This is a genomic window from Hydrogenophaga sp. (assembly GCF_048549895.1).
In the GTDB taxonomy this organism is placed as follows: Bacteria; Pseudomonadota; Gammaproteobacteria; order Burkholderiales; family Burkholderiaceae_C; genus Hydrogenophaga.
On sequence record NZ_JBLYYB010000202.1, the window covers coordinates 36,868 to 59,991 of the forward strand.

Annotated in this window: 24 protein-coding genes and 1 tRNA gene; 11 read left to right on the top strand and 14 right to left on the bottom strand. The window is 64.5% G+C overall.

The window, feature by feature from the left end; translation table 11 throughout:
* The first annotated feature begins 31 nt into the window (after positions 1 to 31).
* Entirely contained in the window at positions 32 to 802 is a 771-nt protein-coding gene (locus ACN4F8_RS19000) for a 3-hydroxybutyrate dehydrogenase (RefSeq protein ID WP_419474999.1), read from the top strand.
* An 86-nt stretch (positions 803 to 888) separates the two neighbouring features.
* Here the strand turns inward: ACN4F8_RS19000 and ACN4F8_RS19005 are convergent, their stop codons facing one another.
* On the bottom strand, positions 889 to 1,626 hold the full coding sequence (locus ACN4F8_RS19005) for an SIMPL domain-containing protein (protein WP_419475000.1): 738 nt from the start codon (positions 1,624 to 1,626) through the stop codon (positions 889 to 891).
* Positions 1,623 to 1,919, bottom strand: a complete 297-nt coding sequence (locus ACN4F8_RS19010; protein ID WP_419475001.1) for a hypothetical protein — start codon at positions 1,917 to 1,919, stop codon at positions 1,623 to 1,625. The genes ACN4F8_RS19005 and ACN4F8_RS19010 overlap by 4 nt, the downstream gene beginning before the upstream one ends.
* A 168-nt stretch (positions 1,920 to 2,087) precedes the next feature.
* On the opposite strand from ACN4F8_RS19010, the gene ompR reads away from it, so the two are divergent.
* Together ompR and ACN4F8_RS19020 are read left to right on the top strand one after the other, a co-directional pair.
* Positions 2,088 to 2,819, top strand: coding sequence for a two-component system response regulator OmpR (ompR, locus tag ACN4F8_RS19015; RefSeq protein WP_300655592.1), 732 nt, complete (start codon positions 2,088 to 2,090; stop codon positions 2,817 to 2,819).
* Positions 2,819 to 4,222, top strand: coding sequence for an ATP-binding protein (locus ACN4F8_RS19020; RefSeq protein WP_419475002.1), 1,404 nt, complete (start codon positions 2,819 to 2,821; stop codon positions 4,220 to 4,222). The genes ompR and ACN4F8_RS19020 overlap by 1 nt, the downstream gene beginning before the upstream one ends.
* Before the next feature lie 12 nt (positions 4,223 to 4,234).
* Here ACN4F8_RS19020 and ispF read toward each other — a convergent pair whose 3' ends face one another.
* Entirely contained in the window at positions 4,235 to 4,729 is a 495-nt protein-coding gene (ispF, locus tag ACN4F8_RS19025; protein ID WP_419475003.1) for a 2-C-methyl-D-erythritol 2,4-cyclodiphosphate synthase, read from the bottom strand.
* Positions 4,726 to 5,460: a 2-C-methyl-D-erythritol 4-phosphate cytidylyltransferase gene (gene ispD, locus ACN4F8_RS19030; RefSeq protein ID WP_419475004.1), complete on the bottom strand. Its 735-nt coding sequence runs from the start codon at positions 5,458 to 5,460 to the stop codon at positions 4,726 to 4,728. The genes ispF and ispD overlap by 4 nt, the downstream gene beginning before the upstream one ends.
* A gap of 83 nt (positions 5,461 to 5,543) precedes the next feature.
* On the opposite strand from ispD, the gene mfd reads away from it, so the two are divergent.
* The 3 genes from mfd (at position 5,544) to ACN4F8_RS19045 (ending at position 10,198) form a co-directional block, all read left to right on the top strand.
* Positions 5,544 to 9,083 (top strand): transcription-repair coupling factor, encoded by a 3,540-nt coding sequence (gene mfd / locus ACN4F8_RS19035; RefSeq protein ID WP_419475005.1) that lies wholly within the window; start codon positions 5,544 to 5,546, stop codon positions 9,081 to 9,083.
* A gap of 50 nt (positions 9,084 to 9,133) precedes the next feature.
* Positions 9,134 to 9,859 (top strand): phosphoserine phosphatase SerB, encoded by a 726-nt coding sequence (serB, locus tag ACN4F8_RS19040; RefSeq protein WP_419475006.1) that lies wholly within the window; start codon positions 9,134 to 9,136, stop codon positions 9,857 to 9,859.
* A 189-nt stretch (positions 9,860 to 10,048) separates the two neighbouring features.
* Complete coding sequence (locus ACN4F8_RS19045) at positions 10,049 to 10,198, top strand: lmo0937 family membrane protein (RefSeq protein WP_419475007.1); 150 nt, start codon at positions 10,049 to 10,051, stop codon at positions 10,196 to 10,198.
* A 13-nt stretch (positions 10,199 to 10,211) separates the two neighbouring features.
* Here ACN4F8_RS19045 and ACN4F8_RS19050 read toward each other — a convergent pair whose 3' ends face one another.
* Complete coding sequence (locus ACN4F8_RS19050; RefSeq protein WP_419475008.1) at positions 10,212 to 10,574, bottom strand: translation initiation factor Sui1; 363 nt, start codon at positions 10,572 to 10,574, stop codon at positions 10,212 to 10,214.
* Between the two features lie 74 nt (positions 10,575 to 10,648).
* Between ACN4F8_RS19050 and ACN4F8_RS19055 the strand changes: the two genes are divergently transcribed.
* Positions 10,649 to 11,899 carry a DEAD/DEAH box helicase gene (locus ACN4F8_RS19055; protein ID WP_419475009.1) on the top strand — a complete coding sequence of 417 codons (1,251 nt, stop codon included), beginning with the start codon at positions 10,649 to 10,651 and terminating at the stop codon, positions 11,897 to 11,899.
* 21 nt (positions 11,900 to 11,920) lie between these two features.
* Here the strand turns inward: ACN4F8_RS19055 and ACN4F8_RS19060 are convergent, their stop codons facing one another.
* Positions 11,921 to 12,499 carry an RNA polymerase sigma factor gene (locus ACN4F8_RS19060; RefSeq protein ID WP_419475010.1) on the bottom strand — a complete coding sequence of 193 codons (579 nt, stop codon included), beginning with the start codon at positions 12,497 to 12,499 and terminating at the stop codon, positions 11,921 to 11,923.
* Positions 12,500 to 12,676: 177 nt separating this feature from the next.
* Here ACN4F8_RS19060 and ACN4F8_RS19065 point away from each other — a divergent pair, with 177 nt between their 5' ends.
* From ACN4F8_RS19065 to ACN4F8_RS19080, 4 genes are all read left to right on the top strand, one after another.
* A complete protein-coding gene (locus ACN4F8_RS19065; RefSeq protein WP_419475011.1) occupies positions 12,677 to 13,099 on the top strand; it encodes a CesT family type III secretion system chaperone in 423 nt (140 codons plus the stop codon).
* 10 nt (positions 13,100 to 13,109) lie between these two features.
* Entirely contained in the window at positions 13,110 to 14,693 is a 1,584-nt protein-coding gene (locus tag ACN4F8_RS19070) for a hypothetical protein (RefSeq protein WP_419475012.1), read from the top strand.
* Positions 14,694 to 14,777: 84 nt separating this feature from the next.
* A complete protein-coding gene (locus ACN4F8_RS19075; RefSeq protein ID WP_419475013.1) occupies positions 14,778 to 15,236 on the top strand; it encodes a hypothetical protein in 459 nt (152 codons plus the stop codon).
* A 10-nt stretch (positions 15,237 to 15,246) separates the two neighbouring features.
* Positions 15,247 to 17,358: a hypothetical protein gene (locus ACN4F8_RS19080; protein ID WP_419475014.1), complete on the top strand. Its 2,112-nt coding sequence runs from the start codon at positions 15,247 to 15,249 to the stop codon at positions 17,356 to 17,358.
* A 65-nt stretch (positions 17,359 to 17,423) separates the two neighbouring features.
* On the opposite strand, the gene ACN4F8_RS19085 is transcribed toward ACN4F8_RS19080, so the two are convergent.
* The 8 genes from ACN4F8_RS19085 to ACN4F8_RS19120 all read right to left on the bottom strand — a co-directional run bounded on the left by ACN4F8_RS19085 (position 17,424) and on the right by ACN4F8_RS19120 (position 23,058).
* Positions 17,424 to 17,498 (bottom strand) — tRNA-Val (locus tag ACN4F8_RS19085).
* A gap of 70 nt (positions 17,499 to 17,568) precedes the next feature.
* Entirely contained in the window at positions 17,569 to 18,276 is a 708-nt protein-coding gene (dnaQ, locus tag ACN4F8_RS19090; protein WP_419475015.1) for a DNA polymerase III subunit epsilon, read from the bottom strand.
* A complete protein-coding gene (gene fdx, locus ACN4F8_RS19095; RefSeq protein WP_419475016.1) occupies positions 18,276 to 18,614 on the bottom strand; it encodes an ISC system 2Fe-2S type ferredoxin in 339 nt (112 codons plus the stop codon). The genes dnaQ and fdx overlap by 1 nt, the downstream gene beginning before the upstream one ends.
* A gap of 5 nt (positions 18,615 to 18,619) precedes the next feature.
* Positions 18,620 to 20,491 (bottom strand): Fe-S protein assembly chaperone HscA, encoded by a 1,872-nt coding sequence (gene hscA, locus ACN4F8_RS19100; protein WP_419475017.1) that lies wholly within the window; start codon positions 20,489 to 20,491, stop codon positions 18,620 to 18,622.
* 29 nt (positions 20,492 to 20,520) lie between these two features.
* Positions 20,521 to 21,039: a Fe-S protein assembly co-chaperone HscB gene (hscB, locus tag ACN4F8_RS19105; RefSeq protein ID WP_419475045.1), complete on the bottom strand. Its 519-nt coding sequence runs from the start codon at positions 21,037 to 21,039 to the stop codon at positions 20,521 to 20,523.
* Positions 21,040 to 21,104: 65 nt separating this feature from the next.
* A complete protein-coding gene (gene iscA / locus ACN4F8_RS19110; protein ID WP_305339559.1) occupies positions 21,105 to 21,428 on the bottom strand; it encodes an iron-sulfur cluster assembly protein IscA in 324 nt (107 codons plus the stop codon).
* 13 nt (positions 21,429 to 21,441) lie between these two features.
* Complete coding sequence (gene iscU / locus ACN4F8_RS19115) at positions 21,442 to 21,828, bottom strand: Fe-S cluster assembly scaffold IscU (protein ID WP_419475018.1); 387 nt, start codon at positions 21,826 to 21,828, stop codon at positions 21,442 to 21,444.
* 12 nt (positions 21,829 to 21,840) lie between these two features.
* Positions 21,841 to 23,058: an IscS subfamily cysteine desulfurase gene (locus ACN4F8_RS19120; RefSeq protein WP_419475019.1), complete on the bottom strand. Its 1,218-nt coding sequence runs from the start codon at positions 23,056 to 23,058 to the stop codon at positions 21,841 to 21,843.
* Between the last annotated feature and the right edge of the window lie 66 nt (positions 23,059 to 23,124).

Consider the following 23,124-nt stretch of genomic DNA (forward strand, 5'->3'; position numbering starts at 1 on the left):
CAATCAATCGTAATGGAAGTGGAGATTTCACATGCTTGCCAACAAAACCGCCCTTGTCACCGGCTCCACCAGCGGCATCGGCCTGGGCATCGCCAAGGCCCTGGCGCGCCAGGGCGCGAACATCGTGCTCAACGGATTTGGCGATGCCGAAGGCCCCAAGGCCGAGATCGCCGCGCTGGGTGCGAAGGTGGCCTACCACGGTGCCGACATGAGCAAGCCCACCGAGATCGAAGCCATGATGGCGTTCGCTGCAGCGACCTTCGGGCAGGTCGACATCCTGGTGAACAACGCCGGCATCCAGCACGTGGCGCGCGTTGAAGACTTCCCGGTCGAGCGCTGGGACGCCATCATCGCCATCAACCTCACCAGCGCCTTCCACGCCAGCCGGCTCGCGCTGCCTGCGATGCAGAAAGCCAACTGGGGCCGCATCATCAACGTGGCTTCGGTGCACGGCCTGGTCGGCTCGGCAGAGAAGTCGGCCTACGTGGCGGCCAAACACGGCATCGTCGGCCTGACCAAGGTCACGGCCCTGGAAAACGCCACCAGCGGCGTGACCTGCAACGCGATCTGTCCGGGCTGGGTGCTCACCCCTCTGGTGCAGAAGCAGGTGGATGCCAAGGCTGCCGCGCTTGGCATCTCCAACGAAGACGCCAAGAAGCAACTGCTCGGTGAAAAAGAGCCGTCGATGCAGTTCACTACGCCAGATGAGTTGGGCGAACTGGCGGTGTTCTTCTGCTCACCAGCGGCCAACAACGTGCGCGGTGTGGCCTGGAACATGGACGGCGGCTGGGCCGCCCAGTAATCACCCCCGCCGCGCTGCGCGCGACCCCTTCCAGGGGGCGGCTCCTCGGCAGCGCTGGGTTGGGCTTCCTCAGGCGAGGCGGTTCTTCACTTCAGCTGGACCGAGCCCGACACCGAAACATTGACCGTCGACTTGCCCGGCTCCACCGGCACCGCCGCGTCCGACATCGCAGCCTTGGCCTCCATGGCCATGGCGCGCGGCTGGAATGGACGGCCTTCCTGGTCCGCCGAACTGACCGACACCTCGCGCAGGCTGTAGCCAGCAAAGCCGAAGCCTTTGGCCACTTCACCCGCCTTCGACTTGAAGCGCTCGATGGCCATGGCCTGAACGTCGGATTCCAGCTTCAGCCGTGCTTCGCGTGAGAGCGAAAAACCCATGTTGCTCATGGTGAGCGTCTGGATCTTGCCGGCGGTGGTGCTGATGCGGGCGAAGTCGCGTCCTTCAAGGACCAGTTCGGTGCTGCCCTGCCAGCCGCTGATCTTGCCCTTGTCGGAATAGCGCGGATACAGACTGAATTGCCCGGTGCGCACGTCGAGTTGCTGAGGCTGGGCACTGGCGCGGGCCACGACGAGTGCCGACTCCAGAGCCGCTTTGAGTTGGTTCTGCACCGTGACCGCGTCGGGCCCTTCACGCGTGGTGCTCAGGCTCATGCTCAACCAGTCTTGCGGCGCTTCCAGAGAGCCGCTGGCTGAGAGATTGACCACGTTGAGGAGGGGAGGCTGAACGCTCTGGGCTTGCGCCAGAGAGCCAATGGCAATGAGGGCAGAGAGAAAAAGGGTGCGAAAGCGGGAAAGTTGAACGGTGTGTTGGGCAGACAAGGTCATGGTTTGAATTTGTTTTCGTGATTCGACTGGCCGCGAAGCTGCTCGCGCAGTCGCTGTCGCTCTTCAACGGACAAGCGATAAGGCTTGGCGTTGTCCTCCATGTCGTCAAAGGGCTGCCTGAGCACGTCCCGCAGACGCATGCCGCCGCCGCGAGGCTCGCTCTCGTCCACCGAGATGGGCATGACCATCACCGATGCATTGGATGGCAGCGGCTGGCTTCGCTGATCACCCGGGCCGGCATGCACCGGCCCGAGCGTCAACATGATCAAGCCCACGGGCAAATACGTTTTCATGGTTGGTCGAGTATCAACAATTGGTTCATTGTGGGATGTGCGCGAAGTGAACGGGCAGAGCTCGCGGGCAACATCTGTAACATCATGTCAGGAAAATAAAAATCCAGTGTTGACAAGCACTTGGCGCTGCCACAATCGAGTTTGTTACATATTCCGGAAGTTGCCTACATGCCACAAAACAACGCACGCCCCAACAAGATCCTGGTGGTCGACGACGATGTCCGCATCCGCGACCTGCTGCGTCGCTACCTCATGCAGGAAGGGTTTGAAGTGATGTTGGCCGAAGACGGCAAGTCGCTCAACCGGGTTCTGCAGCGCGACTCGGTGGATCTGATCGTGCTCGATCTCATGATGCCCGGCGAGGACGGCCTGTCCATCTGCCGCCGCCTGCGTGCCAATGGCGACCGCACCCCGATCATCATGCTCACCGCCAAGAGCGAAGACGTGGACCGCATCGTGGGCCTGGAAGTGGGGGCCGATGACTACCTCGGCAAACCGTTCAACCCGCGCGAGCTGCTGGCCCGCATCCACGCGGTGCTGCGCCGCCGCCCGCCCACCGAAGTGCCCGGCGCGCCGTCGCAAGACCAGGAGGTGGTGAACTTTGGCCCCTTCGAGTTCGACCTGAGCTTGCGCACGCTGCGCAAGGAAGGCGCCGACCTGCCGCTGACCACGGGCGAGTTCGCCATGCTCAAGGCGCTCGTGCGCCACCCGCGCCAGCCGCTGTCTCGCGAGAAGCTGGCCCAACTGGCTCGCGGCCGTGAGTTCGAACCCTTCGACCGCAGCCTGGACGTGCAGGTCTCGCGCCTGCGCAAGCTGATCGAGGAAGACGCCGCATCGCCGCGCTACCTGCAGACGGTGTGGGGCGTGGGCTATGTGTTCGTGCCGGACGGCAACGCCTGATGTCGGAAGAGTCGCGGGTTCCATTCGAGACCCAGCCCACCTCGCTTGAGACCGCGCCCGCCCCGCTGGAGCTGCGGCCCAGCCGAGGCTTCAGCCTGTTCTGGCGCACCTTTTTCTTCCTGGCCTTGTTGCTGGTGGGCTGCATCGTGGCCTGGCTGCAAACCTTTCGCGCGCTTGAGTACGAGCCGCGCGCCCTGCAAAGCGCCAACCAGCTGGCCTCGCTGGTCAACCTGAGCCGCGCGGCGCTGGTGCATTCGGATTCGATCGCCCGCGTCTCGCTCATCAAGACCCTGGCAGACGAAGAGGGCCTGCGCATCGCCCCCCGCGAGCCCAACGACACCTACCGCCTCTACAACACCGACGTGCTCAGCCGCAACGTGGCCGAGCGCCTGAGCGGACGCCTGGGGCCCGACACCCTGGTCGCACGCGAGGTGAATGGCACGCCCGGTCTGTGGATCGGCTTCACCATCGACGGCGACCCCTACTGGCTGCTCACCGATCCTTCGCGCATCGGCCCGGTGGCGGGCACCACCTGGCTGATCTGGCTGGGCACAGCCGCCCTGCTCTCGCTCACCGGTGCCGCACTGATCGCCCGCCTGATCAACCGGCCGCTGAAGAAACTCTCGTTCGCCGCCAGCCGGGTGCGCGAGGGTGACTTCAACGCCAGCCAGCTCAACGAGACCGTGGCCACCAGCGAGATCCGCGAGGTCAACATTGGCTTCAACCGCATGGCCCAGCGCCTGTCCAAGATCGAGCAGGACCGCGCGCTCATGCTCGCCGGCATCTCGCACGATCTGCGCACGCCACTCTCGCGCCTGCGGTTGGAAACCGAGATGAGCGTGGCCGACCCGCAGGCGCGCGAACACATGGCTGCCGACATCGAGCAGGTGAATTCGATCATCGACAAGTTCCTCGACTACGCGCGCCCCGACCACATCAAACCCGAGCGGGTGAGCCTGAACCAGGTGGTGGATGCTGCTGTGTTTGCGCTGGGCGACGACGAGCGCAATGTGTTCACCACCAGCATCCCGCCCGACACGACGGTGATGGGTGATGCGGTGGAGCTGCAACGCGTGTTTGCCAACCTGCTGGAGAACGCCTGCCGCTATGGCCGCGACCCCGCCACGGGCGTGGCGCGGGTGGAAATCGCCGCCAAGCCCAAGGACGACTGGGTGCTGATCAAACTGCGCGACCACGGCCAGGGCGTGGACCCGGAGATCCTGGAGCAGTTGACCCAGCCGTTTTTCCGGGGGGATGTCTCGCGAACCTCGGCCACCGGCACAGGCCTGGGTCTGGCCATCGTCGACCGCGCCATCGCCCGCATGGGTGGGCGCTTTGCGCTGGCCAACAGCAGCACGGGCGGCCTCTCGGCTCACCTGAAACTGCAACGCGCGCCGGCCTGATCCCGTCGGCGCTCAGGCCCGCACGAAGAGCATGGTCACGGCCCGCGCTTCAATGGACAAGCCCTGCCCCACCGGACCGATCTTCTCGGCGGTCTTCGCTTTCACGTTCACCTGACCCACCGCCAGACCCAGCGTGCGCGCGATGGCGTCCACCATCGCCGGGATGTGTGGTGCCAGTTTGGGTGCCTGCGCAATCACGGTGCTGTCCACGTTGCCGATCTCGAAACCCGCCTCGCGCACGCGGCGTGCGGCCTCTTTCAACAGCGCGCTGGAATCCGCTCCCTTGAAGCGCTCGTCGGTGTCGGGGAAATGGCGACCGATGTCGCCGAGCGCGGCCGCGCCCAGCAAGGCGTCGGTGATGGCGTGCAGCAGCACGTCGGCATCGGAATGGCCGAGCAACCCTTGCGGGTGCGGGATGTGCACGCCGCCGATGATGAGCTTGCGACCGGGCACGAGCGCGTGCACGTCCCAGCCCTCACCGATGCGAAACATGGGGGCGGTGGTCATGCGCGGCTCCTGAAGATGGCTTCGGCCAGTGCGAAGTCGTCGGGGTAGGTGATCTTGAAATTGCGAACGCTCCCGGGCACCAACAGCGGGCGGTGACCGGCCATCTCCATGGCGCTGGCTTCGTCGGTGACACCGGCAAAGCCTTGCGCTGCGGTGGCGGCCAGCGCAGCGTGCAGCGCGCCCAGACGGAACATCTGCGGTGTCTGTGCAAGCCACTTGCCCGAGCGGTCCACCGTGGCGCCCACGCGGCCATCGGTCTCGGCTTTGAGGGTGTCGGGCAAGGGAATGGCGAGCAGGCCGCCGACCGGGTCGTGTTCGCAGGCTTCGATCAGCGCATCCACCATGGGCGCGGTGACCAGGCAGCGCGCCGCGTCGTGCACCAGCACCCAGTCCTGCGGGTTGGCGCCTTGATCCAGCAAGGCCTGCAAACCGTTGAACACGCTCTCGGCTCGTGTGCTGCCGCCGCAACGCAGCGCCTCGACGCCCAGGTAACCCGTGGTCCAGAAATCGTCACCAGCAGCGGCAACCACCACAAGGCGGTCCAGGCGCGACACAGCGCGCAAGGCCATCAAGGTGTGCAAGACCATCGGCAAACCGAGGATGGGCTGGTACTGCTTGGGGACCTCGGTGCCTGCGCGCGAGCCGGTGCCGGCGCAAGGCAGCAAGGCATGGCAGCGGACGCCGGCCTCTTGAGAGGGGTGGGGGGTCAATTCGTGGGCGGCATCGGGCATGGGTGGCTGCATTCTAAAATCACGGCTCACACACCCCCTGTTCGACTGGACCGGGGGTGTTCGTCATGGAAATACCGCCCGTCATGGACCTCCCCAAACTCACCCCCGGCAAACGCTTCACCCTGCCCCACCCCGGCGGCTCGGCCGACGCGTTGTTGCTGGCCAAGCTCGCCGCGCGCGACAAGGCTGCGGGCCGGCTCACGGCCATCATCACGTCGGACGCCAACGACGCGCAGCGCCTCATCGACGAGATGGCCTTTTTCGCACCCGAGCTGCGCTGCGCCCTGTTTCCCGACTGGGAAACCCTGCCCTACGACACCTTCTCGCCGCACCAGGACCTGATCAGCGAGCGGCTCGCCACGTTGTGGCGCATCTCGCAGCGCGACAAGGACACCGGCGCCGACGTGGTGCTCGTGCCCGCCACCACCGCGCTGTACCGCGTGGCGCCGCCCGCGTTCCTGGCCGGCTACACCTTCCAGTTCAAGCTCAAACAAAAGTTGGACGAAGCGCGCCTGAAGAGCCAGCTCACACTCGCAGGCTACCAGCACGTGACCCAGGTGGTGAGCCCGGGCGAGTACGCGGTGCGCGGCGGCTTGATCGACCTCTTCCCCATGGGCAGCCTCGTGCCCTACCGCGTGGATTTGTTCGACGACGAGATCGACAGCATCCGCACCTTCGACCCCGACAGCCAGCGCAGCCTGTACCCGGTGCCCGAGGTGCGGCTGCTGCCCGGGCGCGAGTTCCCCATGGACGATGGCGCGCGCGCGAAATTCCGCAGCCGCTGGCGTGAACTGCTCGATGGCGACCCGACCAAGAGCCGCATCTACAAGGACATGGGCAACGGCGTGGCCACCGCCGGCATCGAGTACTACCTGCCGCTCTTCTTCGACGACACGGCCACCGTGTTCGACTACCTCGGCACCGACGCCACTGTGGTGCTGCACGGTGATCTGGAACCGGCCTTCCAGCGCTTCTGGCAGGACACCAAAGACCGCTACCGCCTGGTGCACGGCGACCCGGAGCGCCCGGTGCTGCCGCCCGATTCGCTGTTCTTGAGCGTGGAGCAGTTTTATGCACGGGCCAACGAACACGCGCAGCTCGCTGTCAAATCCGTTCGCCCTGAGCTTGTCCTTCGACAGGCTCAGGACGATCGGGATGCTGAGGCTTCGACAGGCTCAGCCCGAACGGCGTATGCGCAGTTCAACGGACTCCCGGACCTCTCCGTGGTGCGCGGCGCCGAAGACCCGCTCTCGCGCCTGCAAGGCCACATCCGCAACACGGCGCAGCGCGTGCTGCTGCTGGCCGAGAGCGACGGCCGGCGCGAAAGCCTGCTCGACTTCTTGCGCGCCAGCGGCGTGAGCCCACCGGCCTTTGATTCACTGCTCGAATTCCAGACCAGCAGCGAAAAACTCGGCATCGCCACCGCTGCGCTGTCCACCGGGTTTTCATGGCTGGAAGACGGCATCGACTTCGTCACCGAAACCGAACTCTTCGCCGCCAGCCCCACCACACGTCGGCGCAAAAAACAGGAACAGGTCAGCGACGTTGACGCACTGATCAAGGACCTCTCGGAACTCAACCTGGGCGACCCGGTGGTACACATCGCCCACGGCATCGGGCGCTACCGCGGCCTGATCAACCTGGACATGGGCGAGAAGAACCCCGACGGCTCGCCCGCGCTGATGGAGTTCCTGCACCTCGAATACGCCGACAAAGCGGTGCTCTACGTGCCGGTGAGCCAGTTGCAGCTGATCGGCCGCTACACCGGCGTGGGCGCTGATGAGGCGCCGCTGCACCGCCTGGGCAGCGGCCAGTGGGAGAAGGCCAAACGCAAGGCGGCCGAGCAGGTGCGCGATGCCGCCGCCGAGTTGCTCAACATCTACGCCCGCCGCGCCGCGCGCCAGGGCCACGCCTTCCGCTACTCCGCACAGGACTACGAGGTGTTCGCCAACGACTTCGGCTTCGAAGAAACCGCGGACCAGCGCGCGGCGATTCACGCGGTCATACAAGACATGATCAGCCCGCGCCCGATGGACCGGTTGGTGTGTGGCGACGTGGGCTTCGGCAAGACCGAGGTGGCGTTGCGCGCGGCCTTCGTGGCCGTGACCGGCGGGCGCCAGGTGGCGCTGCTGGCGCCCACCACGCTGCTCGCCGAACAGCACCACCAGACGCTGGTGGACCGCTTCGCCAAGTGGCCGGTGAAGATCGCCGAGATGAGCCGCTTCCGCTCGGCCAAGGAAATCACCGCCGCCGCCAAGGGCCTGGCCGATGGTTCGGTGGACATCGTGGTCGGCACGCACAAGCTGCTCAGCGAGAGCGTGAAGTTCAAGGACCTCGGCCTGCTCATCATTGACGAGGAGCACCGTTTCGGCGTGCGCCACAAGGAGCAGATGAAGGCTCTGCGCGCCGAGGTCGATGTGCTCACACTCACCGCCACACCGATCCCGCGCACCCTGGGCATGGCGCTCGAAGGCCTGCGCGATCTGAGCGTGATCGCCACCGCGCCGCAGCGCCGCCTGGCGATCAAGACCTTTGTGCGCAACGAAGGCAACGGCGTGATCCGCGAAGCCGTGCTGCGCGAGCTCAAGCGCGGCGGGCAGGTTTACTTTCTGCACAACGAGGTCGACACCATCGAAAACCGCCGGCAGAAGCTCGAAGAAATCCTGCCCGAGGCCCGCATTGCGATTGCCCACGGCCAGATGCCCGAGCGCGAGCTGGAACGTGTGATGCGCGACTTTGTGGCGCAGCGCTTCAACGTGCTGCTGTGCTCCACCATCATCGAAACCGGCATTGACGTGCCCACCGCCAACACCATCGTGATGGCGCGCGCCGACAAGTTCGGCCTGGCGCAGCTGCACCAGCTGCGCGGGCGCGTGGGCCGCAGCCACCACCAAGCCTACGCCTACCTCATGGTCCCCGACATCGAGGGCCTCACCAAGCAGGCCGCGCAGCGGCTGGACGCGATTCAACAGATGGAAGAACTCGGCAGCGGCTTTTACCTGGCCATGCACGATCTGGAGATCCGCGGTGCGGGCGAGGTGCTGGGCGAGAACCAGAGCGGCAACATGCTGGAAGTGGGCTTTCAGCTCTACAACGAGATGCTGAGCGAAGCCGTGCGCTCGCTCAAAGCCGGGCGTGAACCCGACCTGCTGTCACCGCTGTCGGTCACGACCGACATCAACCTGCACGCACCCGCGCTGCTGCCCAGCGACTACTGCGGCGACGTGCACCTGCGCCTGTCCTTCTACAAAAAACTCGCCACCGCGCAGACCACCGACCAGGTGGACGGCTTGCTCGAAGAAATCGTGGACCGCTTCGGCAAACTACCCGCCCAGGCGCAGACGCTGGTGGACGTGCACCGCCTGCGGGTGCTCAGCGCCCCTTACGGCGTGGTGAAGGTGGATGCCGCGCCCGGTGTGATCCAGATCACCTTCCGCCCCAACCCGCCGTTCGATTCGATGCGCATCATCGAACTGATCCAGAAGAACCGCCACATCAAGCTCGCCGGCAACGAGAAGCTGCGCATCGAACGCGCGTTGCCCGAGGTGAAAGACCGCGTGCAGCTGGTGCGTGACATCCTGCGCTCGCTCGGTCAACCGACGAAACAACCCGCCACGGCCTGAATCCACCCACCCTTCCCGTTCGGGCTGAGCCTGTCGAAGCCCCTCCAAACATGACCTCCCCCACCGAATTTGCCCCCGGCCTCACCGTTCAAGGTTTTACCCCCCCACTCAAGCTCAGCGACTTCAAGCTGATCGCCTTCGACATGGACTCCACGCTCATCAGCATCGAGTGCGTGGACGAGATTGCCGACGCCGTGGGTAAGAAGGCCGAGGTGGCGGTCATCACCGAAGCCGCCATGCGCGGCGAAATCGCCGACTACAAGGACAGCCTGCGCCAGCGCGTGGCGCTCTTGCGCGGCGTCACCATCGCCGACATGGAGCAGGTCTACACCGAGCGCCTGCGCATCAACCCGGGTGCGGCCGAACTCATCACCGCCTGCAAGGCCGCGGGCCTGAAGGTACTGCTGGTGTCGGGTGGTTTCACCTTCTTCAGTGAGCGCGTGCGCCAGACCCTGGGCATCGACTTCACGCGCGCCAACGTGCTCGAAGTGGAGAGCGGCCCCAACTGCGGCCAGCTCACCGGGCGCATGGTCGACCAGCCCTGGGGCGACATCTGCGATGGTGCCGAGAAGCGCCGCACGCTGCTGGAGGTGGCCTCGCTGCTGGGCATCGAACCCTCGCAGTGCATCGCCATGGGCGATGGCGCCAACGACTTGCCCATGATGGGTGTGGCCGGTCTCTCGGTGGCCTACCACGCCAAGCCAGCGGTGCGCGCGCAGGCCATGGTGGCGATCAACGAAGGCGGTCTGGACCGCCTGCTCAGCGTCTTGCGCTGAAGCGCACCGCCCCTCTTGGCAAGGGTGCGTCACCGCACAGACGTCCCCGACAGCTCTTTTTAAAGTCAATACATTGGCGAGGGGCAAGCGTGCTCCGCGCCATGCGGTGACCTTGCGAGTTCATTGGGCAACGCGTCCCAACCGAATCAAGGCACGTCCAACGTCCTCCCGATTGAACCAAGGAAACCCATGCTCTATACCGTTGCCGTCGTTTTGCTCGTCCTCTGGCTGCTCGGCCTGGTCACCTCCACCACACTGGGCGGCTTCGTTCATGTGTTGCTGGTGATTGCCGTTGTCGTGGTGCTGCTGCGCCTGATCAGCGGCCGCAAGCCCTTCTGACCCGACCGCGGGTTCAACCGCCCGCGCGTTTGACGGTGTGACCCTGCGCCTTGAGCGCGCTCATCACTTTCTCCACGTGATCGCCCTGGATCTCGATCACGCCGTCTTTCACGGTGCCGCCCGATCCACAAGCCGCCTTGAGCTGCTTGCCCAATGCGGCCAGTTCTTGCGAACCCAAGGCAACACCCTTCACCAGGGTCACGGCCTTGCCACCGCGCCCCTTGGTTTCACGCGACACGCGCACCACGCCGTCGCCCGCCGGCACGGCCGTGGCCTGCTTGCACACACATTGCGCCACTGGCTGGCGGCAGACCGGGCACATGCGGCCGGCTTCGGTGGAATACACCAGACCGCCAGTGGAGAGCTTGTTTTTCATGGGGCTGGATCGTAGCGCGCTCCACCCGCCTGGGCATGCGCGACCGGTACACTGGTCCGAAACATTCCAACGCCATGCCATTCCACGCTCTGGGCCTCGCGCCCACCCTCGCTCAAGCCGCAGCCGAGCTCGGCTTCACCACCCCCACCCCCATTCAGGAGGCGGCCATTCCCGCCGTGCTCAGCGGTGCAGATGTGCTTGCCACGGCGCAGACCGGCTCGGGCAAAACCGCCGCCTACGTGCTGCCGCTGCTGCAGCGCCTGGCGGCTGGCCCCGGCCACACGCCTCGGCGCGTGCGCGCGCTGGTGCTGGTGCCCACGCGCGAACTGGCGGCGCAAGTGGGCGAAGTCGTGCGCAGCCTGGCGCAGCACCTGCCCACGAAGACAAAAACCGCCGTGGTGTTCGGCGGCGTTTCCATCAACCCGCAGATGCTGGCCCTGCGCGGCGGTGCCGACGTGGTGGTGGCCACACCGGGGCGTCTGCTCGATCTGGTCGAGCACAACGCATTGAAGCTTGCCAGCGTGGAACTGCTGGTCCTCGATGAAGCCGACCGCCTGCTCGACCTCGGCTTTGCAGACGAGCTGGCCCGCGTGCTGGCGCTGCTGCCCGCCGTGCGCCAGAACCTCTTTTTCTCGGCCACCTTCCCGCCTGCCGTGCAAGCCTTGGCCAACACCTTGCTGCGCGAGCCGCAGCGCCTTGACGTGCCCAGCATTGAGGTCGAGGAAGCGGTGGTGCTGCAGCAGGCCTACGTGGTCGACAGCACCCGCCGCACGCAGCTGCTGCGTCAGCTCATCAAGACACAAGGCTGGCAGCGGGTGCTGGTGTTCGTGGCCACGCAGTACTCGGCCGAGCGCGTGGCCTCCAAGCTCCATCAGGGCGACCTGTACGCCACCTCGTTTCATGGCGGCCTCAGCCAGGGCGCGCGCAAGCAGGCGCTCGACGAATTCAAGGAAAAGCGCTGGGACGTGGTGGTGACCACCGATCTCGCCGCGCGCGGCATCGACATCAGCCAGTTGCCGGTGGTGGTGAACTACGACCTGCCCCGCTCGGCCGTGGACTACGTGCACCGCATCGGCCGCACCGGTCGCGCGGGTGCCAGCGGCCTGGCCGTGAGTTTCGTGACGCCGGCCACCGAGGCCCATTGGCGCCTGATCGAAAAGCGCCAGGGCCTGAGCCTGCCGCTGGAAGTGGTGCCCGGTCTGGAGCCCACCGAGGTGGCGCCGGTGAGCGAGGCCGGCGGTGGCGTGAAGGGCAAGCGCCCGAGCAAAAAGGACAAGCTGCGCGCAGCCGCTCTGGTTGCCGGATCCGGCCCGACAAAATCCTAGACGGCGAATCGACACGCCCATTCAAATCCCGCCCGTGCGCAGCGCTGCCCGAGCGCGCGCCACCCGGTGCTTGACCGCGGCCACGCTCACATGCAAGGTGCTAGCGGCCTCGTCGTACGACAAGCCATCCACCCCGACGAGCCACAGCGCCTCGGACTGTTTCTCGGGGAGTCCGCTGAGACCAACTTGAAGGCGTTGGACCATCTCGCGCTGCACCAGGCGCTCGCAGGGGTCGGGCGCGCTGCACAAGGCCCTGTCCACCGCTTCGTCCAGCCCGAACTGCACCAGGCCAGACCCACGCGTCACGTGGTTGCGAGCCAGGTTGTGGGCAATGCCGAACACCCAGGTCGACACCTCGGCTTCGCCACGAAACGTGGGCCAGCCCACCACCGCCTGCAGCAGCGCTTGCTGCACCAGGTCGTCCACATCGCTGCTCAGTGCCACGCGCCGACGCAGCGTGTATCGCAACGCCCCGGCGTAACGCGCCACCAAGGCCCGCCAGTCCTGCTCTGACAAGGGAGGCCGCGCGCCGACTGCCCCGCCGGGCTTCACCGCCTCGGTCACAGGGACTTCATCGGACGCTTCTCGGACGTTGGGCATGTGCATGCGGGCAGTCTGGCCGGAGCCCACGTGCGGCGCCATCCCGCCCAGACCGGATGGCTCGGTTCTTCGCGCTGGGACTGTCAGCCCAGTGAATCGCGCAACCAAGACCAACAGCGCAGACACGCCACCCATGGACCGTGATGGGAATACGCCCACCGCACACACCCAACCTCCATGGAGAACCACCTGCGCGAACAATTTGAAAAACTGGCCAAGGACTTCTGCGCCCTGGTCAAGCTGCCCGATCCGGCCCAGGTGATCGCGGGACAAGCCTTCGACGCCAATGGCATCGACTGTTCGCTGAACTACGACGACGTGCTCACCGGTGACCGCTTGTTCCTGTTTGCCGACTGCGGCCCCACCAGCCCGACCACGCCGCCCGCGCTCTATCACGAGCTGCTGGTGCGCAACTTCGGCAACTTCAACGGCGCGGGCATCGGGTTCGGCATTTCACCCAAGAACGGCCACATCTTCTACGCTGAACCGATCGAGCTCGCCAGTGCCACCGCCGACCAACTGCTCAAAACTTGCCTGTTTGCCGCTCAGCAAGCCCAGGAGCTGCACCAGAAGTTTCCGGCCGCAGCGGTCAAGAAGTGAGGAGCGGGTCATGGAAACCAAGTTCACCGCCAGTCACGACAAGATCGACATGCCCCGCGCCCAGAAACTGGTGCGCCAAGGCTCCAAAGGTGATGTGCACTTTCACCACAAGAACTACGCCCAGCAAGGCTCCAACCCGCAGGAACTGCTGGCGGCCATGAATCAGATGCACATGGCCTACACCGTGCTGGCGCCCATTCCCACCAACCTGCTGGTGCAGTGCGGCAGTTGCGATGCCTTGGGCCACATGCCACCCCTGACCATCAATCAGCAATTGGCCATCGACAGGTTCTGGAACGGCGGCCGCTGGAGCAAGGAGTTGTGGGCCGAATTCAACCCGGTCAAGGGCTCAACGTCACTGGACATTCATGACGTGCCGAACTACTACATCACCGACATGAAGGTCCGCAAGGCCTTCATGGTGGACGAGGCCACGTACAAGGAGCTGATCAAGGCAGACGGCCCGCTTTACTACAACACCATGGTGGACGATCAGACGGCTGACGCCTACCTGGCACTCAAACCCGAAGACAGGCACCGGTTCGACCCCATGGTGACCGGTCTGCCCCTGGGGGACATGCGCTGCAGCGAGATGCTGATCGACAAACTGCGTCGTCGCAAAGGCGTGTTCACCGGGGTGGGCGAAATCACGGTCTACAAGGAATGGGTACAGGAGAAGGTGAGCGTTTCCCTTCAGGCCGACATGACGAATCGCGCCTGCGCTCTGATCAAGCTCATGAACACCTGTGGCGTGATCGGCATGCCCGTGGTGCTTCACTGCGATGTGGATGTGATGCCCTGGGACAGAAAGTTGCATGAAGTCGCTCACTTCAAAGGCATCTGCAACTTCCTCAAGCAACCGGAGTGCAGGGGAACAAACATCATCTGGGCCCATGCAGGCGGGCTGGGCAAGTTCTCACGCATACGCGATGGCCACATCGGCCGAGTCGAGCAATTGCTGCAAGACCCTGACATGAAGCACGTGTATTTCGATTTGTCGTGGAAAACGGTGGCCGCCCAACTGACGATGGACGAATCCGGCCCCCCCGACGACTGGGAAAAGAAGGTGGATCCCAAGAAGGTCGATGACTTGGTGAAGCTGCTATCCAGCCATCCGGACCGGTTTTTGTTCGGCTCGGACGCGCTGAGCCCCAACAATGTGGAAGGGTGGCAAGACACCGAGTTGGTCTATCGCGATGTGTTCGCGCGCCTGCCTGCCGACGCAGCAGAAGCCATCAAGGTGGGTAACTACGAAAAGCTGATCGTGGGCGCGCGCAACAAAGTCCGTCTGTATGAAAAGTACTGCGTGGACTATGCCGGTCTGGCGATCGACATCCGTCAGGACAACGAGCGTCCCGATCCGGTGAAATTCGCCACACAGGCCGCGATCAAGGACGCCGTCGACTACGGCCTCCAGATGCGCGCACACGACCTGGACCCCAAATCGCCGCCGCCTTCTGCGGAGCATCTCAAGCGCCTGGTTCCCTTGAACGATCTGCGCCAGATCGCCACCGAGGTACTGCCCACCGGGGCGACACCCTGGACCAAGGTACCCAACTTCATGGCCTACCTGCACCAGGCTTCCAAGCTCTGACTTCCCGCACGCTCCAGGAGCGAATCGTCTGCTCCGTCTCCGCAACCGCGCCCATGCGCGGTTGCGCCTTCTGAAAGCACCACCATGAACCCCAAAATCTTCGCGCAACTCTGCGCCGATGCCAGCAAGGCGCTGGCCCTCAAAGACACCACCGCGCTGGGCCTCGGCCAGCCGATCAGCATCCACGGCGTGGACGTTGAGCTGATGATGAAGACCTCCTTCCCCGCCGGCGTGCAAGTGATCTTCGAGGTGGGCGCACCCGAGCCCAAAGCACGCCAGGCCGTGTACGAAGCCTTGCTTGCCCAGCAGATGCTGTGGATGGGCGACCTCAATGGTCTCTTTTGCTACGACGCCAGCCACGACCGCGTGTTGTTCAGCGTGGGCATGCCCACCGACGACAACACCAAAGGCGAACAGCTCGCCAAATCCATGCAGGGTTTTGCAGATCTGGTGCTGAGCTGGCGAAACGGCTTGCTCAAGGGCTTGCTGGACCCCGAATGGTTCGCGCAGGACGAGGCGCTCAACAAGACCGTTCACAGCTGAGGAGAGCGACATGGAACAGTCAGATCACAGCGACAGCCACCACGAAAGCGAGGAACATCGCACTCTGCAGGAGTTCTTCCAGCTCTTCGGAGACGATCCCCATCAGGATCGCCCGCCAATACAGGCCTTGCCGTTGTCGCCCATGGGCCAAAGCATGGCATTGCTCAGCAACCGAAACCGCCTGAGCCTCTCGAATGCCGTGGGCAACACCCCGCCCCACTCGCCGCCCAACTCACCCAGGCCCGGCAGCCCTCGCATCAACATCGAGATGGTGGCCACACCTCGCGACGCCCAAGGGATCGCCAACGAAGGCGTGGCCTGGATCACCAAGCTGCTGGTGCAGATGGAAGCCCTGTCCAAACTCTCGGCCGAAACGCAGGCCGAGTTGATGGACCAGGTACCCTCCCTGCAGAGCGCCACGGCCGTGGCCAAGCAGGAAACACTGGCGCAAAAGAAAGAGCTGGGTGCGCGCCGACTGCGCACCAGCATCTACTCGGCACTGGTGATGTACTGGCTCACCTTCGGGCTGGGCAAAGTGGTCGGCAACACCTATGGCGCGATCATGGTCGGCGCCGGATTGCCGGGGGCTGCCCTCTATGCACCGCTGGTGACGACGCTGGGTGTGCCGTTCATGCAGGTGATTTTTGGCGAGCCCATCGGGGGCGCATTGCGCGGCGCTGGCGTGAGCTACGGATCACCCGATCAAGCCGCCTACATCAACTACCAGACGGCACAAGCGCTGCAGATGCGGGCCTGGATCGAGGGCAACCCGACCGAGGTCGAGAAATACCGAAAGATCATGAACGGGATCGTTGATGGCCTGATCCAGCGGGAGAAAGCCAAAAAGCCCGATGGCGGCTCACGCATCCCCAAACGGCTGCGCTCCAACGCCAGCGTGCCCGAGCGCCACGCCGACGGCACGGTCAAACCCGGCCAGACCGATCCATCACGTGCCGTGGTGGGCGCTGCCCGCACGCGATCCTTCATCACCGATGAAGTGCCTGTGCACACCTTCACCGTGCTCAATGCCATGTCCGGAACCGCCAACCTGTTCTGGAAACTCTGGATGGGCAGCGCCGTCACGCGGGTGCCCGACATGGTGGCCCATACGCTGATGGGATCCATCGCCATGGTCTCCATGTTTGAGTGGCAGAACGTCTGGCGAGCCCGTTACCAAGGCGTCGACCTGAGCGATGGTGGGCATCCCGCTGTGCTGGGAGCAAAAAAGGAGGCTGCTCGCATCACCCTCGAACTGTGGCGCTCACGTTGCTGGGACGCTCTTGCGTTGATCAAGAAGATCGAGGACATGCGCGCCCGGATCGTCGAGTACCGCAATACCCACGACGACCAGGATCAGCACTGGCTGGCCATGCAAAGCTACGATGCCACGCTCGCAACAACGCATGCACAGCTCTACCAGTCGCTCAAGCGCATCGTTGCGGCGGCCAAGCGGGCCAAGAAACTGGCCGACGAACTGAGCACGCGCGGCGCTCGCGCGAACCAGGCGGCCAAGCTGGCCATCAAGTCCATGGTGGGTGAAAGCTCGGCACCCGAGCCCTGGCTGGACGGCGCGCCCATGACCATTCGCAGCATCGGGCGTGTGCTGGGTTACATGACGGTGCTGGGACCCACAGCCGCCCAGGCCATCTTGCTGGGCCTCTCACTGGTGGACTACGACCAGCAATTGCAGGATGCGCGCTCGCTGGCTGCGGCACAAAACATGACGCTGGACGAGAGTGGTCTCAACCAACTGGGGCTTTCTTCGATGCAATCGGCGGTCGTTTACGCCACAGCCGGCACGATCGCGGCGAACGCCATCGTGGGCTGGACAGCGAAAACCTTGTATGGCCTGCCGATGTGGGAGTTCGGCAACCATGGCATTGCAGGCATCGCCAAACGGGCCATCAAGGAAACCCGAAAATGCCTGGGCCTGGCCCCCGACACCACCTTGGCGCAAAGACCCGACGACGGTGAAGATCTGGAGAACCCTGTTCAACCAGTGAACGAGGAGACCTACAGCGATCCGGACGAGGGCTTGCTGAGGGACGAGACGTACAAGCTGCCTGTGATCAGGATCAGCGGTTCGGCCAGCAGCAGCAGTAGTAGCAGCGACCACGACTGACCTCGCCGCTTGGGCGCCACAAAACGAAAACCCCCGCTGGCCGAGGCCAGCGGGGGTTGATGTTTTGGTGGGCGGTGCAGGGTTCGAACCTGCGACCCCTGCCGTGTGAAGGCAGTGCTCTACCACTGAGCTAACCGCCCGATCGCTCAATCATGCAACAAGGCATCGATCGATCGGAAGCCTCAGATTATAGCCAGGTTTTCAGCGGTTTCAGGCAACGGCCAACGAACGCCACACGGTTTTTCCCTTGCTCGCCTTGTCCAGGTCGGCCAGCACACCATCGTGCGCCAGCGTTTCCTGCTCATTCGCGCACAGCACGGGCAGCTCGAAGCTGCTCAAGTCCAAGGTTTCGGTCTGGCCATTTTCATCGGGCGCGTCACCCAGGTCCATGAGCAGCGCGTCCTGGCCGCGCGTCATGTTGATGTAGACATCGGCCAGCAACTCGGCATCAAGCAGCGCGCCGTGCAGCGTGCGGCCCGAGTTGTCCACACCCAGGCGATCGCACAAGGCATCCAGGCCGTTGCGCTTGCCCGGAAACATTTCCTTGGCCATCACCAGGCTGTCGGTGACCTGGCCGATCACGGTCTTGATGGGTGGGCGGCCCAATCGGTCCAGTTCCTTGTTGAGGAAGCTGATGTCGAACGGCGCGTTGTGAATGATCAGCTCGGCGTCGCGCAGGTACTCCAGCAGCTCGTCGGCGATGGCCGCGAACTTGGGCTTGTCGCGCAGGAATTCGTTGCTGATGCCGTGCACCTTGAGCGCGTCCTCGTGGCTGTCGCGCTCGGGGTTCACGTAGAAGTGCAGGTTGTTGCCGGTGAGCTTGCGGTTGAGCAGCTCCACACAGCCGATCTCGATGATGCGGTCGCCGCTGTCGGCAGACAGGCCGGTGGTCTCCGTGTCAAGGACGATCTGGCGCATCAGTGCAGTTCCTTGGCGTGGTTGATCGAGTACTTGGGGATCTCGACAGTGACATCGGTTTGCGCAAGCAAAGCCTGGCACGACAGACGCGAGTTGGGCTCCAGTCCCCAGGCGCGGTCGAGCAAATCTTCTTCAGTCTCGTCGAGTTCGTTCAGGCTGTTGAAGCCTTCGCGCACGATCACGTGGCAGGTGGTACAAGCCGCGCTCATGTCGCAGGCGTGTTCGATGTTGATCTTGTTGTCCAGCAAGGCCTCGCAGATCGAGGTGCCGGCGGGCGCCGAGATGCTGGCGCCCTGGGGACAGTATTCGGGGTGGGGGAGGATCTTGATGATGGGCATGGGGTTCAGACTTCTTCGAGTTTTTTGCCGGCCAGGGCTTGCTGGATGCCGCGGTTCATGCGCAGCGCGGCAAAGGGTTCGGTGGCCTTGGCCAGCTCGGTGGTGGCGGCTTCGATCGCCTTCGCATCGTCGCCCGTGGCGGTGGTGGCCAGTGCGGCCATGAAGGCGTCGATCTGCTCGCGCTCGCCGGGCTCCAGCAGGTCGGCGTCGGCGGCGAGCGCGGTGCGCGTGGCGGCGATCATGCGGTCGGCGTCCACACGGGCCTCGACCAGCGCACGCGCCTGGATGTCTTGCTCCGCCGTGGCAAAGCTGTCTTGCAACATGGCGGCGATCTGTTCGTCGGAGAGGCCATAGGCGGGCTTCACGTCCACCCGCGCCTCCACGCCACTGCCCTGCTCTTTGGCGCTCACCGACAGCAGGCCGTCAGCGTCCACGGTGAAGGTCACGCGGATGCGCGCCGCGCCCGCCACCATGGGCGGGATGCCGCGCAGCTCGAAGCGCGCGAGGCTGCGGCAATCGGCCACCAGGTCGCGTTCGCCCTGCACCACGTGCAGCGCGAGCGCGGTCTGGCCGTCCTGGTAGGTGGTGAAGTCTTGCGCGAGCGCGGTGGGGATGGCGCTGTTGCGCGGCACGATGCGCTCAACGAGGCCGCCCATGGTCTCGATGCCCAGTGACAGTGGGATCACATCGAGCAGCAGCAAATCACCGTCGCGGCTGTTGCCGGCCAGCGCGTTGGCCTGGATGGCGGCGCCCAGCGCCACCACCTCGTCGGGGTTGAGGTTGGTCAGGGGTTCCTGGCCGAAGAATTCGCCCACGGTGCGGCGCACCACCGGCATGCGTGTCGAACCACCCACCATCACCACGCCCTGGACCTCGTCTTTCGCGATCCCGGCGTCGCGCAGCACCTTGCGCACCGCTGTCATGGTGCGGGCTGTGAGCGCGGCGGTGCAAGCTTCGAAGTCGGCGGTGGTGACGGCTTGTTCGATGGCCTGGCCAGCCACGCTGGCGCAGAAGGTCTCTCTGACCGACGACGACAAAGCTTCTTTCACGCGACGCGCCTCGGCATGCACAGCCGCACGCTCCGAAGCGTTGAGCGAAGCGCTCACGCCGGCTTGAGCGAGCACCCACGCGGCCAGCGCTTGGTCGTAGTCGTCGCCGCCCAGCGCCGAGTCGCCACCGGTGGCCATGACCTCGAACACGCCTTGCGTGAGACGCAGGATGGAGATGTCGAAGGTACCGCCGCCCAGATCGTAGATGGCGTAGACGCCCTCCGAACCGTTGTCCAGCCCGTAGGCAATGGCTGCAGCGGTGGGCTCGTTGATCAGGCGCAGCACGTTGATGCCGGCGAGTTGCGCCGCGTCCTTGGTGGCCTGGCGCTGGGCGTCGTCGAAGTACGCGGGCACGGTGATCACCGCGCCGTAAAGCTCGTCGTCAAAACTGTCTTCCGCACGAAAGCGCAGCGTGGCCAGGATCTCGGCGCTCACTTCCATCGGCGTCTTGCGGCCCGCGACCGTCTCGACCACGGCCATGCCGTCCTGCTCGACCACGGTGTACGAGAGCTTGTCCACGTCAACCACCTGCGCGCGGCTGCGGCCCATGAGGCGTTTGACCGAACTCACCGTGTTGGCGGGGTCCTGAACCTGCGCTGCCAGCGCGTCAAAACCGATCTGCCGGCCCGAGCCGCCCTGAGCCGGATCGAGGTACCGCACCACGCTGGGCAATATCACGCGACCATCGGTGGCCGGCAGGCATTCGGCAATGCCGTGGCGAACGGCCGCGACCAGTGAATGCGTAGTGCCCAGATCGATACCCACCGCCACGCGGCGTTGGTGCGGGTCGAGGGACTGGCCGGGTTCGGAAATCTGCAGAAGCGCCATGGGTCACGATCGGTTCAAAAAACAACCGCCTATTGTCCCAGCAGATCGATGCGGCTTTCCACATCGCGCGCAAAGCGCTCAACGAACATAAGGGCTCTGACCTGTTGTGCCAGCGCGGGCCAGTCGCGCGAGTCATCGGCGGTGGTCTGCAGGCCCTGCAACATGGTGCGGCGCGCCTGGGACACATCGTCGGCCATGCGCTCCAGATCGGCCAGCCCGCTGGCCTCTTCCAGGTCTTCGCGCCACTGCATCTGCTGCATGAGGAACGCCGCGGGCATGGCGGTGTTGTTCTCAACCTGAATCGGCGCGCCGTTCATCTCACACAGGTAGGCCGCGCGCTTGAGCGGGTCCTTCAGACGTTGGTAAGCCTCGTTGATGCGCACCGACCATTGCATGGCCTGGCGCTGCGCCTGCGCATCGGCGGTGGCAAAACGGTCGGGGTGGGCTTCGCGCTGCAGGTCCTTCCAGCGCGCGTCCAGCGCGGTGCGGTCCAGTGCAAAGGCAGGCTTGATGCCGAAGATGTCGAAGTCGTTCGATTGCAGGTTCAGGGTCATAAAACAAAAGCCGCCAGCACTGCACAGCGCGGGCGGCCTGAATGGAAAAGACTACGGCATCAAATCCTGAAACTCTCGCCGCATCCGCAACGGTCCCGCTCGTTCGGGTTGTTGAAGCGGAAGCCCTCGTTGAGGCCTTCGCGCACAAAGTCGAGCTGTGTGCCGTCGATGTACGCCAGGCTCTTGGGGTCGACCAACACCTTCACGCCGTTGTCTTCGAACACCACGTCTTCCGGGGCGATCTCGTCCGCGTATTCGAGTTTGTAGGCCATGCCGGAGCAGCCCGTGGTCTTCACGCCCAGGCGCACACCCACGCCCTTGCCGCGTTTGGTGATGTAGCGGGTGACGTGCCGCGCAGCGGCTTCGGAAATCGAGATGGCCATGGGAACCCGGGACTCAGTTGAGGTGCTTCTTGCGGTAGTCATCCACCGCGGCCTTGATCGCGTCTTCGGCGAGGATGGAGCAGTGGATCTTCACCGGCGGCAGCGCCAGCTCTTCGGCGATCTGGCTGTTCTTCAGCGCTGCGGCTTCGTCCAGCGTCTTGCCCTTGACCCATTCGGTCACCAGCGAGGACGATGCGATCGCCGAGCCGCAGCCGTAGGTCTTGAAGCGCGCATCCTCGATCACGCCCGTGGTCGGGTTCACCTTGATCTGCAACTTCATCACGTCACCGCAGGCGGGCGCGCCCACCATGCCGGTGCCAACGCTGTCATCGCCCTTTTCGAACGAGCCAACATTGCGGGGGTTTTCGTAGTGATCAACAACTTTTTCTGAATAGGCCATGATTTTTCTCCTTCAGTGCGCTGCCCACTGGATGGTGGACAGGTCAATACCGTCTTTGAACATTTCCCACAGGGGGGACAACTCGCGCAGCTTGGCCACATTTTCCTTGATGGTGGCGATCGCGTAGTCGATCTCTTCTTCGGTCGTCCAGCGGCCGATCGTCATGCGCAGGCTGCTGTGCGCCAGCTCGTCGCTGCGGCCGAGTGCACGCAGCACATAGCTGGGCTCCAGACTGGCCGAGGTGCAAGCCGAGCCCGACGACACCGCCAGACCCTTGATGCCCATGATGAGCGACTCGCCTTCAACATAGTTGAAGCTCATGTTGAGGTTGTGCGGCACACGTTTCGTTTCATGACCGTTGATGAACACCTCTTCCACATCTTTCAGGCCCGCAACCATGCGGTCGTGCAGGGCCTTGATGCGCTGGTTCTCTTCATGCATCTCGGCCTTGGCAATCCGGTAGGCCTCGCCCATGCCCACACACTGGTGGGTGGGCAGCGTGCCTGAGCGCATGCCGCGCTCATGGCCACCGCCGTGCATCTGCGCTTCAATGCGGATGCGCGGCTTGCGGCGCACGTACAGGGCACCGATGCCCTTGGGGCCGTAGGTCTTGTGCGAGGTCAGGCTCATCAGGTCGACCGGCAGGGTCTGCAGGTCGATGTCCACACGGCCCGTGGCTTGCGCGGCGTCCACGTGGAAGATCACGCCCTTTTCGCGGCAGATCGCACCAATGGCGGCGATGTCCTGGATCACACCGATCTCGTTGTTCACGAACATGACCGAGGCGATGATGGTGTCGGGGCGGATCGCGGCCCTGAAAGCGTCGAGGTCGAGCAAGCCATCGCCCTGCACGTCCATGTAGGTCACTTCAAAGCCCTGGCGCTCCAGCTCACGGCAGGTGTCGAGCACGGCTTTGTGCTCGGTCTTCACCGTGATGAGGTGCTTGCCCTTGGTCTTGTAGAAATGCGCCGCGCCTTTGAGCGCGAGGTTGTTGGACTCGGTCGCGCCGCTGGTCCAGACGATTTCGCGCGGATCGGCGTTGATCAGCGCGGCCACCTGCTCACGAGCGGTCTCAACGGCCTTCTCAGCCTCCCAACCCCAGGCGTGACTGCGCGATGCCGGATTGCCAAAGTGCTCGCGCAACCAGGGAATCATGGCATCCACCACCCGCGGATCGCAGGGGTTGGTGGCGCTGTAGTCCATGTAGATGGGGAAATGGGGAGTGCTCATGGCTGACGGTCTCGGGGCTGGCTGGATGAATGAGGGGGCGAATGATGCCGAAGCTGGCTGACACAA

What these genes read in the sequence shown, in the direction of transcription:
- ACN4F8_RS19000 (WP_419474999.1), top strand. Translation starts at nt 32, where the DNA reads ATGCTTGCCAACAAAACCGCCCTTGTCACCGGCTCCACCAGCGGCATC.
- serB (WP_419475006.1), top strand. Translation starts at nt 9,134, where the DNA reads ATGACCTCCCCCACCGAATTTGCCCCCGGCCTCACCGTTCAAGGTTTT.
- iscU (WP_419475018.1), bottom strand. Translation starts at nt 21,828, where the DNA reads ATGGCCTATTCAGAAAAAGTTGTTGATCACTACGAAAACCCCCGCAAT.
- ACN4F8_RS19065 (WP_419475011.1), top strand. Translation starts at nt 12,677, where the DNA reads ATGGAGAACCACCTGCGCGAACAATTTGAAAAACTGGCCAAGGACTTC.
- iscA (WP_305339559.1), bottom strand. Translation starts at nt 21,428, where the DNA reads ATGGCCATCTCGATTTCCGAAGCCGCTGCGCGGCACGTCACCCGCTAC.
- ompR (WP_300655592.1), top strand. Translation starts at nt 2,088, where the DNA reads ATGCCACAAAACAACGCACGCCCCAACAAGATCCTGGTGGTCGACGAC.
- hscA (WP_419475017.1), bottom strand. Translation starts at nt 20,491, where the DNA reads ATGGCGCTTCTGCAGATTTCCGAACCCGGCCAGTCCCTCGACCCGCAC.
- ispD (WP_419475004.1), bottom strand. Translation starts at nt 5,460, where the DNA reads ATGCCCGATGCCGCCCACGAATTGACCCCCCACCCCTCTCAAGAGGCC.
- ACN4F8_RS19010 (WP_419475001.1), bottom strand. Translation starts at nt 1,919, where the DNA reads ATGAAAACGTATTTGCCCGTGGGCTTGATCATGTTGACGCTCGGGCCG.
- ACN4F8_RS19050 (WP_419475008.1), bottom strand. Translation starts at nt 10,574, where the DNA reads ATGAAAAACAAGCTCTCCACTGGCGGTCTGGTGTATTCCACCGAAGCC.
- ACN4F8_RS19045 (WP_419475007.1), top strand. Translation starts at nt 10,049, where the DNA reads ATGCTCTATACCGTTGCCGTCGTTTTGCTCGTCCTCTGGCTGCTCGGC.
- fdx (WP_419475016.1), bottom strand. Translation starts at nt 18,614, where the DNA reads ATGCCCATCATCAAGATCCTCCCCCACCCCGAATACTGTCCCCAGGGC.
- mfd (WP_419475005.1), top strand. Translation starts at nt 5,544, where the DNA reads ATGGACCTCCCCAAACTCACCCCCGGCAAACGCTTCACCCTGCCCCAC.
- ACN4F8_RS19005 (WP_419475000.1), bottom strand. Translation starts at nt 1,626, where the DNA reads ATGACCTTGTCTGCCCAACACACCGTTCAACTTTCCCGCTTTCGCACC.
- ACN4F8_RS19060 (WP_419475010.1), bottom strand. Translation starts at nt 12,499, where the DNA reads ATGCCCAACGTCCGAGAAGCGTCCGATGAAGTCCCTGTGACCGAGGCG.
- dnaQ (WP_419475015.1), bottom strand. Translation starts at nt 18,276, where the DNA reads ATGCGCCAGATCGTCCTTGACACGGAGACCACCGGCCTGTCTGCCGAC.
- ACN4F8_RS19075 (WP_419475013.1), top strand. Translation starts at nt 14,778, where the DNA reads ATGAACCCCAAAATCTTCGCGCAACTCTGCGCCGATGCCAGCAAGGCG.
- ACN4F8_RS19080 (WP_419475014.1), top strand. Translation starts at nt 15,247, where the DNA reads ATGGAACAGTCAGATCACAGCGACAGCCACCACGAAAGCGAGGAACAT.
- ACN4F8_RS19055 (WP_419475009.1), top strand. Translation starts at nt 10,649, where the DNA reads ATGCCATTCCACGCTCTGGGCCTCGCGCCCACCCTCGCTCAAGCCGCA.
- ACN4F8_RS19020 (WP_419475002.1), top strand. Translation starts at nt 2,819, where the DNA reads ATGTCGGAAGAGTCGCGGGTTCCATTCGAGACCCAGCCCACCTCGCTT.
- ispF (WP_419475003.1), bottom strand. Translation starts at nt 4,729, where the DNA reads ATGACCACCGCCCCCATGTTTCGCATCGGTGAGGGCTGGGACGTGCAC.
- ACN4F8_RS19120 (WP_419475019.1), bottom strand. Translation starts at nt 23,058, where the DNA reads ATGAGCACTCCCCATTTCCCCATCTACATGGACTACAGCGCCACCAAC.
- ACN4F8_RS19070 (WP_419475012.1), top strand. Translation starts at nt 13,110, where the DNA reads ATGGAAACCAAGTTCACCGCCAGTCACGACAAGATCGACATGCCCCGC.